The following is a 13,578-nucleotide window of genomic DNA, read 5'->3' on the forward strand; positions in this document are numbered from 1 at the left end:
CGTTAACCCCAAACCTTCCTGACATCTCCTAAAATAAAACCAATAATTAATTTTTTGTATATGCTCAGTTCAAAAATCAGTTCAAATGAACTATTGTTGGGTCTATAACGGCTAGCCTATTTCAGGTGCAGCGCTATGGCTTCCTTAACAGTTCGTCCTGGATCTCGGGTCCGCCTCAAGGGGCAAGATGACCATGTGCCAGATTTTGTCGTTGTGCGATGCGATCGCGATCGCTGCTGGATTCGCCAAGAGGGTTGGGCCCCCGACGCAGAGCTCAACGTCAGCTTCAAGCAGCTCTGGATTCCCCCCGAGCCCGGCTCTAGCCTGCCCCTTGCCCTAGCCAAGCAGGTCAAGGCGGCGGGGCTAGTGGCCAGCCACAGCGATCACCGGGCTGGCGACAACGTGGTCTATATGGCGGCCTACCGTCGCCACCAGGCTCCCCAGGGGCGCTAGGACTCGAAGGCTGAACTATGCCGACTGTGCCAGCTCGCTTGGCTCTCTAGCTCCCTTGCGCCCTTGCGATTGGCAATAGTCGTCGGACCTGTGCCGCAGTCTACCAGGGCCAGACTATGTCGCCGCAGGTCAAGAATGCAGGCGGCTGCGCGCCGTCTTACCGCCGAGGTGTTACCATGCAACTCTGTCGGTTTCAGCGGGGATCAGCCGCTGAAGGAAACGGGGAAAGCGCAGTGAAAATCTGCCACTGTCCCGCAGCTGTGAGCCGATTTTAGATTCTGGATTTTAGATTTTGGACAGATATCAATCCAAAATCGCAAATCTAAAGTCCAAAATCGTGTGAGTCAGAATGCCCGCCGATGGATGTTCACCTCATATTCCATCTGCGAGGTACAGATGACCGCTGGTAAAGTTTTAGCTGTCCTGGAGTGTTGTAGCCCAGGACTCTTTTTAATCGCTGCGTCCCCCCAGCCTCCCACAGGTTAAGGGCTATGCGTAGTCAAGATGCTGTGTGGCAGGGCTGCTTTGGCAACTGGCAGCCCCTGTTCATTGGCGAATACTGGCTGCCCATCGGCCACGCCGCCTGGCAGGGATTTGTCGAGCACGGTCGGGGCATGGTCGTGGGCGAGGTGGCGGGCGTTACCGCAGCGGTGGATTGGCGCTGTACCGCCGTATCCTACACCCTCTGCTTTGCGGCCCAGGCCGAGCTGGCGAACTGCTGGCGTCGCCAGGGTTTAGCTGCCGAGCAATGGCCGCTGCTAGAGGAGGCCGTTGCCGCCTATGACCCCGCCCAGGACGTAATTTTGCTGCTGGTGGGTGATTCACCCCCATACATCACCTACTTAAAAGGGTGGGCCGTGCCGCCGCCGGAGTGCTTTCGCCAAATGGGCGCTCGCCAGGCGGAGTTCAACCTCGCCCCAGCCCCCTGAATCTACTGCTACTGCTTTAAGTCAGCCGGTCTCGACCGATAGATCGGTGGCGATCGCTAATCACTTTATTCACCTAAACCCAATGACCCAAACGCCCACGCTATTTGTCTGCGCCCTGTGCAAATTTCCCGCTGCCGAGCCTGGCGGCGGAGATACGACCGGGGGGCAGCGCCTGCTCGACCAGCTCAGCGAACACCTGAGCGAGGATATTGCGATTCAGCCGGTGCGCTGTATGGCCGCCTGCGATCGCGCCTGCAATGCCGCCCTCACCGCCCCCGGCAAGCTCACCTTTATCTTTAACGACCTCTCGCCCCAGCAGGCGGCCCCGGAACTGGCCGAGTTTTGCCGACAGTACGCCGAGGCTGAGATGGGCAAGGTGCCCTACGGGCTGCGATCGCCCGCCATTAAGCAGGCCACCGCCTACGTGCTGCCGCCGCTGGTGGCTGAGGCGGTGGAGGGGGCGATCGCCCGGTAGTGGGGGAGTGGATGAGTAGGAGGGTGGGAGGGTGGATGAGTGGGATCTATACCCATCACCCATCTACCCCATCACCCCATCCACCCCATCACTCCCGCCCGACAATCTCAAACTCCAGCCCAAACCCCCGCGCCAAATCACAGGTCTGGTGGTCGGTAATATTCGTATCGCTCAGCTCCAGGTTGTAGAAGCTGACGGCGGGGTGGGTGAAGTACGGCCCGGCGTGCCAGGTGCCCACCTCCAGCTTGATAAAGCAGTTGCCGGGGATATGAAAGGCCCGAATTGATGGCGGGTTGGGCTGCTCTGCTGCCCCGGGCGGAGCCACCGCCATTAGCCAGTCTTTGCCCTCCAGCGCTCCCAGGCACTGAGTGCAGCGCTGGTGCCGAGTAACGGTGCGAAACCGGGTGCCTCTATTTTTCAGGGTCATGATGTAGAAGCGGGGAATGCCAGCATCCAGCTTGAGTTGTGCATCGGCAGGGCCAAAGGGAGCTTCATCATGGCTGGGGAAGATGACTTGGCCAAAGGGAGCAAAGTCTGCCGCAGTAATGGGTTGGGCAGAGAGTTGGTAGAGGGTCAGGGGTAAGGCCATAGTGCTCCTCGCTTTGAATGGGCAGAGGATAGAAGCTTTGCGCTGGTATTAGGCAGCCCGCGCCATGAGGTTGGTTTCACACAGCTAGAAGCCAACAGCCACGGCTCTTTCTCCCCTGACAACAGATTTAATTCTAAAGGGTGTAGCAAAGGCCACTGGTTATACCCCTACGAAAGGTCGTAATCGAGGAAGAAGATGCGTTATGACCTGTGACCATGCCAGAGCGTTAGCCCTGGCCAAAGCAGGGCAGTGGGATGCTGCCCACGAGCTAGTGCAGCCCTATAGCGATCGCAACTCCTGCCTGATTCACGCCTACCTGCATCGGGTCGAGGGCGACCATGGCAACGCTCGCTACTGGTATCGGCAGGCTGGGGAAACCATGCCTGCCAATACGCTGGAGGAGGAATTGGAGCGCTTAGCTGATGCGATCGCGGGCCAGGCGTGAATAGATTCATTGGCTCGCCGTTGGGCAGCCTGTCACGTACGGCCACTATGGCGTAGAGCCAGCAACCGATGCATCACCATAGCGGTCATGGTGGCAGAAATACCCCACATCATGGCGATCGCAACGGAGCCCGCCAAAATCAACCCGGTGGTTGTGTGGCCGATAGCTCGGGTAACAGAACCCAAAATAAACCAGCCCAGCCCCCAGCTAACCGCGCCGCTAATAACTTGAATTAAAACCCACCAGGCCATGCCAGGAATCTGGGTATAAAAGACCAGCCCCTGAATACCACCGATTATCAGGCCCCCAACGGCTCCACTCATAATTAAGCTGCTGTGAAAGGCAATGTAGGGCCGCACCATTCTGCTCAGCACTAACCCTAACATCGTGGCCAGGGTCCATCGCACCGTTCCCGAAGCTCCCAAACGCAGCATTGACCCCTGCAAGAGACCGACTGCAGCTCCCAGAACGTAGGGAATGACTAGGTTTTGCCCAGCAGGGACGCTAATTGTGGCTAATCCACAGCCTAAAACCGTCAGGCCAACCCAGAGGGAGCAGAACGTCCAGGCCCTGTGAGGGGGATAGTTGGCGGCCAAAAACAGGGGACGATTAAGGGTAGAAAGATTCATGGGGATGGTGTTGACCTAACGTTGGGTCAGGGACGATACCGTCGATGGCGACTCTACCCCCTGCCAACAGCATACCCTTGCATCCTGAGGCGATAGCGTGATGCGAAACCACAAAACCCACGGGTGAGACGGCATGGACCGTTCCCCCCGTGGGTCGCCCTGCGGTTGACCCACGCTACGCTCAGGCACAACCGAGCCGCGTAGCGTGGGTAGAGGCACGAGACCCACGGGTGAAACAGCACAGCGAAGGGGAATGCTTCACTTTTTTGGAAACAGACTCGCCGTCCCCTCTTGGGAGGGGCTAGGGGTGGGTTAGTCTCGACCGTTGAACAGCTCATCGGTAAGAGCTGGCTGCTTTGGTGTCATCGTTTTGCCCCACCCCGCCCTCCGGGCACCCCTCCCAGGATGGGAAGATGTTATCCCAAACTGAGGTTATCCAAATAGACGAGGGCCCTAAGGGGCCGGTCTTTGACCAACGCGCTGCAGGTAGCGCAGCACATCGCCGGGGTCGGGGCGAATCATCACTCCGGTGGCGGGCAGGGCGATCGCGCTTGGGTTCCACTCGATGCGATCGATCGCGTGGTACAGGTGCAGGTGGTCGATGGTGTGCTGGGTATCGGTCTCGCTGCCGACCAGGTACAGCCGCAGCCGTCTGCGCCTGCGCTGGGGCATGTCGTCGGGCCGCACGGGCAGGGCCGCCTCCGGTAACGGGGACGGCAGGAAGTATTGAATCTGTAGCATCTGAGGGGATTCCTCCACGAAGGGTTGGTAGGAATCCCCGAATATTCGGCCACCCCAAGACGCAGAGCTAACGCAGGGTGGCAAAATAAGCACAGCCTGTGGACAGCTTCGACCTGTCTACGGGTTAGGCGCTGGTTGGTGTTGCAACCACCTTCCAGTGCCGACCAAATGTTCGGGGATGAAGTTGCACGGAAACAACTCTAGTCAAAAACATTACCCCATTCGCCCATCGCACACAACCGTAGGGCGACTTTGGATTTTGGCGACAGATTATGAGCAGCCGTAGGGTGCATTAGCGGTCCACAAATCCGCGCAAAGCCCCACAGTCTCTGCTTTTGGCCGCAATGCACCACTCGCGATATCGGGCCTATTGCTTGATGCTGGGTTAGGTTTCCGTCGCTACGGAGGTTTAGGGCTAAAACTTGGGCGATAGTCGCTAATGCCCTGGCGTTAGTTAAAAACGGGTAGGCAATCTGGACTATTGCTTATGCGTTAGTGACTACGACTTAAGCAATACTAATAATTGGAGCAAAATTTCTGCGGTTTGTGCGGAGGTTGGGGCGAATTGGGCGGGCGATCGCTCAAAATGTGCACCCAACTATAGGCGTTGCTTAAGCGTTAGTTGATATCGCTTAAGCGTTAGTTATAAACGGAGAAGTCTTACCCCCGTGGGTCGCCCTGCGGTTGACCCACGCTACGATCAGCCAAACCGAGCCGCGTGGCGTGGAGGGAACTGGTGCTTATTGGGTTGTAGCACCAGGGCAGAGGTGCTTACTCAAGATAAACTGCGGAACACGTGAATGCTTCCTCTGGGGTGCCGTAGAAGGTTCCGTTTGCGAGAAAACAGGGTTCATATTTTTCGTTGCTGTAGGTGTAGAAGGCGAAGCTCCAGCTATCCTCGTCGCCGAAGTAGCGCAGCCGGCACAGATGAAGCGGATTATTTCGCATCCGCTCTAGGCATTCTTCCCGTGTTTCGGGAAAGTCTGGGGGTGGAAAATCAGGAGCCAGTACCGGCTCGACATAGGCGTCGATGTAGCAGAATTGGCCACGGAAGCGAATATCGAGGCGATTATATTTGCCCACATAGTGTGTCTCGGCATAGCTCAAAATCCGCTGTCTGGTGCGCTCTTGAACTGCTTTGGGGACTTTAATACCGCCTGAATGAGGGTCATGGACCCAGGGTGCCATAGAGTTCCTCCTGATTGGGGTTGGGCATAGTTCATTGCTGGCCCTTGATGGACGCTTTAACGTCGTCCCAGGTCATAACATTGTCTGGATTGGCTTCGGTATCGTCGATTCGTCGATCTAGCTCTTGTTTTTGGGCATCGGTGAGATCGGGGTAGGCCTGTTCAGCGGCAATGCTGTCCCAAATGGCCTGGACGATATGGATTCTCTCTTCAAGAGGAAGGGAGGTGATTTCCTGGAGGGTGGCGGTGACATCCATGGTGGTAACCGGGCAGGACGGCAGACAAAAAGGCTCTCTCAACTATAGATGCAACCTACACTGGCTTTGGTGCATTGGCGGGCATGGATATTGGTTCATTGCCCAGCTTGCCTACCGCCGAATGCACCCTACCGTTCGCGGGTGAGGTACCGGGTGCCTGGGCAAACCTGTGAACTCTGCTACACAGCCCAATTAGGCACCCGGTACCTGGGGGGACGATAGCCGCTCGATGAGAAACAACACCTCTGCTGCGTCGGCGTAATTGAGGGCGGGGTCGTCGGCCAGGGCCGGGTCGCGGGAGCCGTTGAGGATGGCCACCATCACCTGGATGAGCTGCTTGAGAGAGTCGGGTGCTTCTGGGTTGTTGGCCAGCTCGGCAAACAGCGACTGGATTTCATCGACCTGCTGCTGAGCCAGCAGCCCCAAAACGTGATCGACCAGCTTGCCGCCACCACCTTGCGCATAGCCCCCCTGCTGCCGGTAGGCCAGGTAGGCATCGCGGGCCTGCTGCCACGCCGCCCGCGCCGCTGCGGGGTTGCCGGTGGCGGTTTCGATGTCGTGCAGGATGTCGAAGGATGTCCACGGTAAAGCGGCATGGCCAAAGGGTTGCTTACACGCGATCGCCCGCTGAATCTCCCCCCGTGCTTCGTCGTACCGCTGGAGCTTGCGCAGTGTATTAGCAATGTTGTTGCGGGTAACACCTTCGTACCGCAAGTCACCCTGCTCCACATAAATATCCGCCGCCTGCCGGTAAAAGGTCACCGCCTCTTCCGGTCGGTTTAATTTGCTGACGTAGAGATTCCCCAACTGACCCAAACTACTTGCCTGCCCCGCCCGATCGCCTCGTCGGGTCTTAATCTCCAGAGACTGGCGGTAGGCGGCTTCGGCAGCGTCGTAGTGGCCCGCCTCTTGATGCACCCAGCCGATCCCATGCCAGGATTGAGCAACCGAGTCAGGTTCGTTTTGCTGTTCAAACAGGGTGCGAGCGGCTTCGTAACCGGCGATCGCATCCTCATACCGCCCCTGCAACATCCGCACCGTGGCCATTTGCCCCTTGCCCACCGCCACCTGCCGAAAGTCTTCCAGCTTTTCAGACAGGGCGATCGCTTCCTCATACTTCGCCGCCGCCTCATCCAGCTGCCCCAACGCCTGCAGGCAGTCGGCCTGTTCAGCCAGGGTCACAGAGGCCATACGCTCTCCCCGTTCCCCTAACGCCTCAAATTGCTGCTGGGCCGTGACCAACAGCTCCAGGGCCGGAGCCGCCTGCCCCCCGTTTTTCAACACCCGACCGAGTAGAAAATGGGCGATCGCCAAATCATAATCCGCCCCCCGGTAGGCGGTTGGCCCCACCGCCTGGGCCTTTGCCAGCAGCGCCTGGGCCTGCTCATAGGCCGCCTGCAGTTGCCCCTGCTCCAGCAGTCGCTCAATCTGCAAGCGCTCGTTTTCAAACCGGGCCTTGCCCCACTCCGGCATTGCCGCCGCCGCCCGCTCCCGCAGGGCGATCGCCCGTGCCAGGGCCTGGGGCCGGTTCAGGTTGGCCAGCAGTTGCTCGATGTACCGGGCAGTTTGGCTGACTGCTTCAGCCTGGTCACTATCCGCCTCTAGCCGCTGCCCCAGCCAGTCGAGCAGGGCCATCAGGTTGGGCAGCTCCAGCAGCGTCAGCCGCAAAGCCAGTCGGCTATCCTTGCTCCATTGCTGATACAGGAAATCGACCAGTTGCACCATGGCCTCGGCCCAGGGGGTGGTGAGCTGGGCCAGGTGCTTTGGGGGTTGCCCCAACTGCAGGTAGGCGGGCAGAGCCGGGTCGAGGCGCAGGTAGGTGTACTCCTGCTGTTCAGCCATACCCACTTCGATTAGCAGGGTCGCAATAGCTTGGGCTTCCTCGACTTCGACTCCCAGAACCTCGCTCAAGGTGACAACATTTGCTCCCCCATGCACCACCGCCAACCGCTGCACCCGCTCCCGCACCGCCTCCGGCAATCGCCGCAGCGACAGCTCCACGCTGGCATACAGCGAGTTCTCTCTATCACCGGGGTTCTCTGCCTGTAGCTGCGCCATCAGCTGCGCCACATTTCGTGTCGTCGCCCGCACTCCCTTCGCCACTTCCCTCGCCAGCAACACCAGGGCGCGGGGGTGGCGGTTCACGGTTTCCACCAGTTCGGTAATCTCCTCCGGGGTGGTGGCGTTGTCGCTGGCGGGGGGTTCCCAGCCGTGCTGGGCCATCACCTGCTCCACCAGTCGAATGGCTTCGACTTCGCTCAGCCGTCCCAGTTCTACGGTGCATTTGGCCTTGGCAAAGGGGACGGGCAGGGATTCGCGGCTGGTGAACAGCAGGCGGCAGCGGCTATCGGCAGCGAGAAATTTCTGACAGAGGGCCAGCAGCTCCGTCACATCCGCCACACCAGCGGGGTTGTTGCCTTCGCTATCGGGCAGCACGCTCTCCATATTGTCGAGCACGATCACCGTGGAGAAGTCCCGCAGGGCGCGTTCGATGGGCTGCAGGGCTTGGGTCTGGTCGTCGCCGTACTGGGCCACCAGATAGTTCGGCACCAGTTGCCCACCGATCGCCTGCAACACCCCCTTCACATCCTGCACGTTCTGCGGCTCCACGCTGACAAAGGCCGCCCGCCCAAATCGGCCCGACTGTACCAGCCAGCGGGCCAGCTCTGTGGCCAGAGCCGTCTTACCCAGGCCGCCGCTGCCGCGAATTACGGCGTAGGGTTCTTGCTGTAGCAAGCGCTCCAGGTGCAGCAGCTGGCGACTGCGACCGACGAAGTGGTGCTCGGGTTCTGGGGGGAGCTGGCCCAGTTGTTTCTGTCGCCGCTCAGTCTGTAGTCTGGCAGCCGCTTCCCCCACGATGACGGTAAACAGCTGGGGGTCGGCTTCATCCTGGTAGAGCACCGGCACAAACCAGTCTTGCAGCTCCAGGTTGCCCGCCCCCATAATTTTGCCCCGATCCGGGTCGCCATAGAGGGCTTCCTGCCCGGCCAGCATGGCATCCCCCACCCGTTTGCCCTCCGCCAGGGTGCGGTAAAAGGGCTCCACAAAGCGGCGGGCGGTTTCCACCAGCACCGAATGGCTCATCGCCACCACAGACCCCACCCCTTCTTCCAGCAGCCGGGCGGCGACGGAGGCCATCGGGTCGGCGGTGGCCTGGGCAGTCTGGCAGGCTTCTAGAAAAATTAGCGGCACGCCGTAGTGCCTCAGCTCCGCCGCCAGCTCTGGGGCATGGATGAGTTTAAGCAGCCGCTGGCCCAGCTTGTCGCTGTCGCGGGGGTCTTCAAAACAGAGGGCACCCAGCCCCACCCGGCGGTCATAAACGCCGTGGCCATCGAAGTGGACGATTTCGTAGGGGTCGTTTTCTTCCCTGGCCTTTTTCAGAGCATCCTTCATCGCTGAAAAGGTGGGCGGGGAGGGCAGATCCACCTTCACCAGGTCTTCCCCCAGTTCCTCCACCGCCTGCACCAGGGCTTTGGCGCTGATGCGGTGGTCGATGTAGCCGACAGCGTGACCGTCCTCATCCACTTCTGGCCGAGGACTGATCAGCAGCACCCGAATGGGCAGGTCAGCATGCAGGGTTTCTGTGCGCTTGCGGTTGGGCAGTCGCCGCCGCACCCGCACCCCGTTGGCCCCCTGGGAGAGGTAGCCATCGCCGTCGTGCAAAATTTCCCAGGGCAGCGAGAGCAGGTCGTTAGCCGCTTCGCGCACTTTGGCCGCTTCTTCGTTGGGGGTGCCCTCTGGGGGTTCGCCATCTACCTGCACAGAAAAGCGGCGATCGCCCCTGGTACGCTTCCATTCTTCTAACGGTTCTCGGGCAGAGTCCGCGATTGTAGCGGCCCGGTAAAGTTCCTGGCCCCACCGAGGTAATGCTGCTTCGGTCTGCGTTGCCCGCTGTTTAAAGACACCTGTAGGCCACTGGTAGTACCGCTCGATGTACCAGCGAATTTCCTCTAGCTCTACCGGCCCCAGCGGAGCGGTGAAATGATACTGGCGGCTGGTGATGGCGCGACTGTTGCTGGCAGGGAGATAGGTGAGTTCGGCAGTAGCGGTAGCACGCCTGACGCCAGCGCTTTCGACAATTTGCGGATTTTTCAGCTCTAGCAGCAGTTCTGCAACGGGCTCAACCTCGACGATTTGCCCCGATCGCCAGTCGTTAGGCAGCTGTAGCCCCAGTGCCGCCGCGATTCTGGGAATGGCCTCGTTCAGTCCGGTCGGTCCCTCTTCCACAAAAATGTAGAGCGGGTCGTTGGGGAAGTAGCGCTTGAGAATGTTTTGTCGCGTTCCTGGCAAAACAACCGGAATCACCTTATAGCCGTCCGATCGCTGCGCTGCCGTCTCCAGCGCCAGATCAATCTCGTCGGGCACCCAGTTTGAGTCGAGGGCATCCAGGCTGACTACAACCAGGAAATGCCGCGCCGTGCGAATGGCATGCTTGATGGTGTCCGTCAGCGCGTCTCCCCCCGTCAGCTCACGGGAATCCACCCAGGATATCTGCCCGTGGGCCTCCAATATTTCCCGCAGCCGTCTAACCGTATCGTCGTCCCTAGTCGAGTGAGAAATAAAGATGTGATCACTCATACCCTGGTGATGCCCGATAAAGTGCCGACTCAGCCCAAATAGCCAGATTTATGCCTAAGCTACCTAATTACCACCAAGATAGCCGACCGCTTTCCGGAAAGCTTTGCCACTTACAGCATTTTCCATACGGATGAGGTGCATCGAGATGATCCCCCCTACCTTCCTTATTAAGGAGGGACACATGATCAACCGTTGACGGCGAGAGACTTGGGGGATCAGATCTCATCATTGGCATACCTCACTTGGTTGAGAAATGCTATATCTTCGACAATTGCTGAACTGCCCTGAAAATCACCCTGGCCCTAGATCCACCAGCCACATCTAAATCCGAAATCCAAAATCTAAAATCCCCTGACAGTTCTTACGACACCGCGAAGAAATGCAAAACCTCCCATCCTTACTTGGTAAGCTGGAGGTTTGTTTCGTTGATTGCAGAGTTGGGCAGTAAGGCATGGATAACAAGTTGATGCTGATGATTCCGGGGCCGACCCCCGTACCAGAGCAGGTGCTGTTGGCCATGGCCAAGCACCCCATGGGCCACCGCAGCGGCGAATTTAGCGCCCTAATGGCCGAAGTCACCGAAAACCTCAAGTGGCTGCACCAGACCCAAAACGACGTGCTGGTGCTCTGCGCTAGCGGCACCGGGGCCATGGAAGCGGGCATTATCAACTTCCTCAGCGCGGGCGATAAGGTGCTGGTGGGCAACAACGGCAAGTTTGGCGAGCGCTGGGGCGACGTGGCCCGCGCCTACGGTCTCAATACCCAAGAAATCACCGCCGAGTGGGGCAAGCCCCTCAACCCCGATGACTTCAAAACGGCCCTGGAGGCCGATACCGCTAAGGAAATCAAGGCGGTGATTATTACCCACAGTGAGACCTCCACGGGGGTACTCAACGACCTGGAAACCATCAACCGTCACGTCAAGGCCCACGGCGCATTGATCATCGTCGATGCGGTGACCAGTTTGGGGGCTTGCTCCGTACCTGTCGATGAATGGGGCCTGGATGTAGTGGCGTCTGGCTCCCAGAAGGGATACATGATTCCGCCCGGTCTGGCTTTCGTCAGCGTCAGCGCCAAGGCCTGGGAAGCTTACGAAACGGCGACCCTGCCCAAGTACTACCTCGACCTCAAGCCCTACAGCAAAGGGGCCGCAAAAAATACGACCCCCTTTACGCCGCCCGTAAACATGTTCTTTGCCCTCCAGGCGGCGCTGCAAATGATTCAAAAAGAAGGGCTGGAGGCCATCTTTGCCCGCCACGATCGCCAGAAGCGAGCCACCCGCGCCGCCATGGCTGCCCTCAACCTGCCGCTGTTTGGGGCCGACGACTGCGCCAGCCCGGCGATCACTGCCGTCATGCCCCAGGGGGTAGAGGCCGAGCAAATTCGCTCGGTGATGAAAAAGCAGTTTGACATTGCCCTGGCCGGAGGCCAGGACCACCTGAAGGGCAAGATCTTTCGGATTGGTCACCTGGGCTTTGTGGGCGATCGCGACGTGCTCACCGCCATTGCATCGCTGGAGGCCACCCTCACCCACCTGGGCTTCGACCAGTTCACCCCTGGGGCCGGGGTAGCCGCCGCCGGGCAGGTGCTGCTGGCGTAGAGACCAGTTTCTTGTGATTGCATGCCCCAGAGTTTTTCAAAAACCCTGGGGCATTTTTTTGTGAGTTTTTATGAGTCCAGCGGCTCGATATCAATGCCAAAGGCCTGGGCAGGCGGCAGCTGCAGCACGCTGAGCAACCCGTCGAGCATGTACTGCACCGCCAGGGCCGCCAGCAGCACCCCCAGCACGCGGGTGACCACGTTGATGCCGATCTGGCCCAGCAGCTTGCCCAGGGGCTGCGACAGCAGCAAAAAGATATAGCACAGGATCAAAACGACCCCAGCCGCCGCCAGCACCACACTCAGACCCAGGTAGTAGTTGGTTGACTCCCGCGACAGCACCAAAATGCTGGCCAAACTGCCCGGCCCCGCAATCAGCGGAATCGCCAAAGGAAAGACGCTCACGTCCTGCCGCGCCTCGGCCTCTTCGGCTTCGGCCTCGGTCTCTCGCTCCTGGTGGATAAAAATCATGTCGAGGGCAATCTTAAACAGCAGCACCCCCGCCGCAATTTGAAAGGCTTGCAGGCTAATGCCCAGGTTGTGCAGCACGTAGGCCCCCGTCAGCCCAAACACCAGCAGAATAGCGGCAGAAACGACAACGGCTCGGGTGGCAATTTGGGTTTGCTCCTCTTCGGTGCGATCGCTCACCAGGGCCAGGTAAAGCGGCGTCAGCCCCACCGGGTCAATGACGACAAACAGGGTCAAAAAGGCCTTGGCAAACAGCGGCAAAACAACGGGCATAGGGTCGCCTGGGAAATTTTCTAAAATCTAGCGCCGTTTGGACCAGATGGAAATTTTTTGTCGACAGGAAAACTCTGAACACAGCTCAATACCGTTCGTCCCCCGGCGACCTGGCCCTAGTTATCGAACGCTTGGCCAAGTCAAGCCAGCCCCATTGCTGGAACAGGGAGCCTTGGCAAAGACCTACAGATTCAACCTTAATAAGCGGGTAACGCGATTCGAACGCGCGACATTCACCTTGGCAAGGTGACGCTCTACCACTGAGCTATACCCGCACAAAAACCAGACCTGAAAACAACCATCAGCTGGTTTTGACTTTATCTAGAATCTCAAAAAAGTGTGACTATGTCAACATTTTTTTGAATTTGTTCGAGCTTACACAGAGCCAGCATCGGGGGCAATGACCGGCTGTGCTGACACCGCAACTCCAGGCCCCAGACGGGCGGCACCGTTACCGCTGCCGCTGCCCAGCGCCGAGTGGATCCCATCCATGAGGCTGGCCATTTCCAGAGCGCTCATGGCGTAGTCCCACCCGTGGTTAGCTTTGATGCCAGCCCGCTCTAGGGCCTGCTGGAGGGTGTCGGTCGTGAGGACGCCAAAGATAATGGGGACCCCAGTCTGAAAGCCCGCCGCCGCTATGCCCTTTGCCACCTCTGCCGCCACATAATCAAAGTGGGGGGTGGAGCCGCGAATGACGGCCCCCAAGCAAATAATGGCGTTATAGCGCCCGCTGAGGGCAAGCTGCCGCGCCACCAGCGGAATCTCAAAGCTACCGGGCACCCAGGCATAGTCGACCTGAGTGCCCTCGGGGTTAACGTCGATACCGTGACGCTTGAGGCAGTCTTGACAGCCCTCCAGCAGTTTGCCCGTAACTAGATCGTTGAATCGGCCCAGCACGATGGCAAATCGGGGAGACCCTGTGGAAACTAACGTGCCTTCAAATACCGCCATAAAT

Annotated in this window: 13 protein-coding genes, 1 tRNA gene and 1 riboswitch; of the genes, 5 read left to right on the forward strand and 9 right to left on the reverse strand. The window is 59.0% G+C overall.

Annotated features, from left to right (window positions below):
- The first annotated feature begins 135 nt into the window (after window positions 1-135).
- From LEPTO7104_RS0125465 to LEPTO7104_RS0125475, 3 genes are all read left to right on the forward strand, one after another.
- Entirely contained in the window at window positions 136-453 is a 318-nt protein-coding gene (locus tag LEPTO7104_RS0125465; protein ID WP_155523775.1) for a hypothetical protein, read from the forward strand.
- 171 nt (window positions 454-624) lie between these two features.
- A riboswitch (cobalamin riboswitch) is annotated at window positions 625-828 on the forward strand.
- 116 nt (window positions 829-944) lie between these two features.
- Window positions 945-1,382 (forward strand): hypothetical protein, encoded by a 438-nt coding sequence (locus LEPTO7104_RS0125470; RefSeq protein WP_017301417.1) that lies wholly within the window; start codon window positions 945-947, stop codon window positions 1,380-1,382.
- A gap of 82 nt (window positions 1,383-1,464) precedes the next feature.
- Complete coding sequence (locus tag LEPTO7104_RS0125475; RefSeq protein WP_040697560.1) at window positions 1,465-1,857, forward strand: DUF1636 domain-containing protein; 393 nt, start codon at window positions 1,465-1,467, stop codon at window positions 1,855-1,857.
- Window positions 1,858-1,945: 88 nt separating this feature from the next.
- On the opposite strand, the gene LEPTO7104_RS0125480 is transcribed toward LEPTO7104_RS0125475, so the two are convergent.
- Window positions 1,946-2,446, reverse strand: coding sequence for an ureidoglycolate lyase (locus LEPTO7104_RS0125480; protein ID WP_017301419.1), 501 nt, complete (start codon window positions 2,444-2,446; stop codon window positions 1,946-1,948).
- A gap of 202 nt (window positions 2,447-2,648) precedes the next feature.
- On the opposite strand from LEPTO7104_RS0125480, the gene LEPTO7104_RS0125485 reads away from it, so the two are divergent.
- Entirely contained in the window at window positions 2,649-2,891 is a 243-nt protein-coding gene (locus LEPTO7104_RS0125485; protein ID WP_017301420.1) for a hypothetical protein, read from the forward strand.
- Between the two features lie 32 nt (window positions 2,892-2,923).
- Here the strand turns inward: LEPTO7104_RS0125485 and LEPTO7104_RS40415 are convergent, their stop codons facing one another.
- The 5 genes from LEPTO7104_RS40415 to LEPTO7104_RS0125510 form a co-directional block, all read right to left on the reverse strand.
- Window positions 2,924-3,520: a hypothetical protein gene (locus LEPTO7104_RS40415; RefSeq protein ID WP_155523776.1), complete on the reverse strand. Its 597-nt coding sequence runs from the start codon at window positions 3,518-3,520 to the stop codon at window positions 2,924-2,926.
- Window positions 3,521-3,973: 453 nt separating this feature from the next.
- A complete protein-coding gene (locus LEPTO7104_RS35315) occupies window positions 3,974-4,261 on the reverse strand; it encodes a hypothetical protein (RefSeq protein WP_017301422.1) in 288 nt (95 codons plus the stop codon).
- A 771-nt stretch (window positions 4,262-5,032) separates the two neighbouring features.
- Window positions 5,033-5,449, reverse strand: a complete 417-nt coding sequence (locus tag LEPTO7104_RS0125500) for a hypothetical protein (protein ID WP_017301423.1) — start codon at window positions 5,447-5,449, stop codon at window positions 5,033-5,035.
- Between the two features lie 31 nt (window positions 5,450-5,480).
- On the reverse strand, window positions 5,481-5,705 hold the full coding sequence (locus tag LEPTO7104_RS0125505) for an addiction module protein (protein WP_017301424.1): 225 nt from the start codon (window positions 5,703-5,705) through the stop codon (window positions 5,481-5,483).
- Between the two features lie 192 nt (window positions 5,706-5,897).
- On the reverse strand, window positions 5,898-10,283 hold the full coding sequence (locus LEPTO7104_RS0125510) for a tetratricopeptide repeat protein (RefSeq protein ID WP_071527306.1): 4,386 nt from the start codon (window positions 10,281-10,283) through the stop codon (window positions 5,898-5,900).
- Between the two features lie 451 nt (window positions 10,284-10,734).
- Here LEPTO7104_RS0125510 and LEPTO7104_RS0125515 point away from each other — a divergent pair, with 451 nt between their 5' ends.
- On the forward strand, window positions 10,735-11,883 hold the full coding sequence (locus tag LEPTO7104_RS0125515; RefSeq protein ID WP_017301426.1) for a pyridoxal-phosphate-dependent aminotransferase family protein: 1,149 nt from the start codon (window positions 10,735-10,737) through the stop codon (window positions 11,881-11,883).
- Window positions 11,884-11,951: 68 nt separating this feature from the next.
- Here LEPTO7104_RS0125515 and LEPTO7104_RS0125520 read toward each other — a convergent pair whose 3' ends face one another.
- The 3 genes from LEPTO7104_RS0125520 to ribH all read right to left on the reverse strand — a co-directional run bounded on the left by LEPTO7104_RS0125520 (window position 11,952) and on the right by ribH (window position 13,574).
- Window positions 11,952-12,623, reverse strand: coding sequence for a MarC family protein (locus LEPTO7104_RS0125520; RefSeq protein WP_017301427.1), 672 nt, complete (start codon window positions 12,621-12,623; stop codon window positions 11,952-11,954).
- Window positions 12,624-12,826: 203 nt separating this feature from the next.
- Window positions 12,827-12,898 (reverse strand) — tRNA-Gly (locus LEPTO7104_RS0125525).
- Between the two features lie 100 nt (window positions 12,899-12,998).
- Window positions 12,999-13,574 (reverse strand): 6,7-dimethyl-8-ribityllumazine synthase, encoded by a 576-nt coding sequence (ribH, locus tag LEPTO7104_RS35320; RefSeq protein ID WP_051158538.1) that lies wholly within the window; start codon window positions 13,572-13,574, stop codon window positions 12,999-13,001.
- Between the last annotated feature and the right edge of the window lie 4 nt (window positions 13,575-13,578).

Origin of the sequence: Nodosilinea nodulosa PCC 7104 (assembly GCF_000309385.1) — a bacterium.
GTDB lineage: Bacteria > Cyanobacteriota > Cyanobacteriia > Phormidesmidales > Phormidesmidaceae > Nodosilinea > Nodosilinea nodulosa.

Bases quoted from the DNA above. Each gene is read 5' to 3' on its own strand.
- LEPTO7104_RS0125465 (WP_155523775.1), top strand. From the start codon at position 136: ATGGCTTCCTTAACAGTTCGTCCTGGATCTCGGGTCCGCCTCAAGGGG.
- LEPTO7104_RS0125470 (WP_017301417.1), top strand. From the start codon at position 945: ATGCGTAGTCAAGATGCTGTGTGGCAGGGCTGCTTTGGCAACTGGCAG.
- LEPTO7104_RS0125475 (WP_040697560.1), top strand. From the start codon at position 1,465: ATGACCCAAACGCCCACGCTATTTGTCTGCGCCCTGTGCAAATTTCCC.
- LEPTO7104_RS0125480 (WP_017301419.1), bottom strand. From the start codon at position 2,446: ATGGCCTTACCCCTGACCCTCTACCAACTCTCTGCCCAACCCATTACT.
- LEPTO7104_RS0125485 (WP_017301420.1), top strand. From the start codon at position 2,649: ATGACCTGTGACCATGCCAGAGCGTTAGCCCTGGCCAAAGCAGGGCAG.
- LEPTO7104_RS40415 (WP_155523776.1), bottom strand. From the start codon at position 3,520: ATGAATCTTTCTACCCTTAATCGTCCCCTGTTTTTGGCCGCCAACTAT.
- LEPTO7104_RS35315 (WP_017301422.1), bottom strand. From the start codon at position 4,261: ATGCTACAGATTCAATACTTCCTGCCGTCCCCGTTACCGGAGGCGGCC.
- LEPTO7104_RS0125500 (WP_017301423.1), bottom strand. From the start codon at position 5,449: ATGGCACCCTGGGTCCATGACCCTCATTCAGGCGGTATTAAAGTCCCC.
- LEPTO7104_RS0125505 (WP_017301424.1), bottom strand. From the start codon at position 5,705: ATGGATGTCACCGCCACCCTCCAGGAAATCACCTCCCTTCCTCTTGAA.
- LEPTO7104_RS0125510 (WP_071527306.1), bottom strand. From the start codon at position 10,283: ATGAGTGATCACATCTTTATTTCTCACTCGACTAGGGACGACGATACG.
- LEPTO7104_RS0125515 (WP_017301426.1), top strand. From the start codon at position 10,735: ATGGATAACAAGTTGATGCTGATGATTCCGGGGCCGACCCCCGTACCA.
- LEPTO7104_RS0125520 (WP_017301427.1), bottom strand. From the start codon at position 12,623: ATGCCCGTTGTTTTGCCGCTGTTTGCCAAGGCCTTTTTGACCCTGTTT.
- ribH (WP_051158538.1), bottom strand. From the start codon at position 13,574: ATGGCGGTATTTGAAGGCACGTTAGTTTCCACAGGGTCTCCCCGATTT.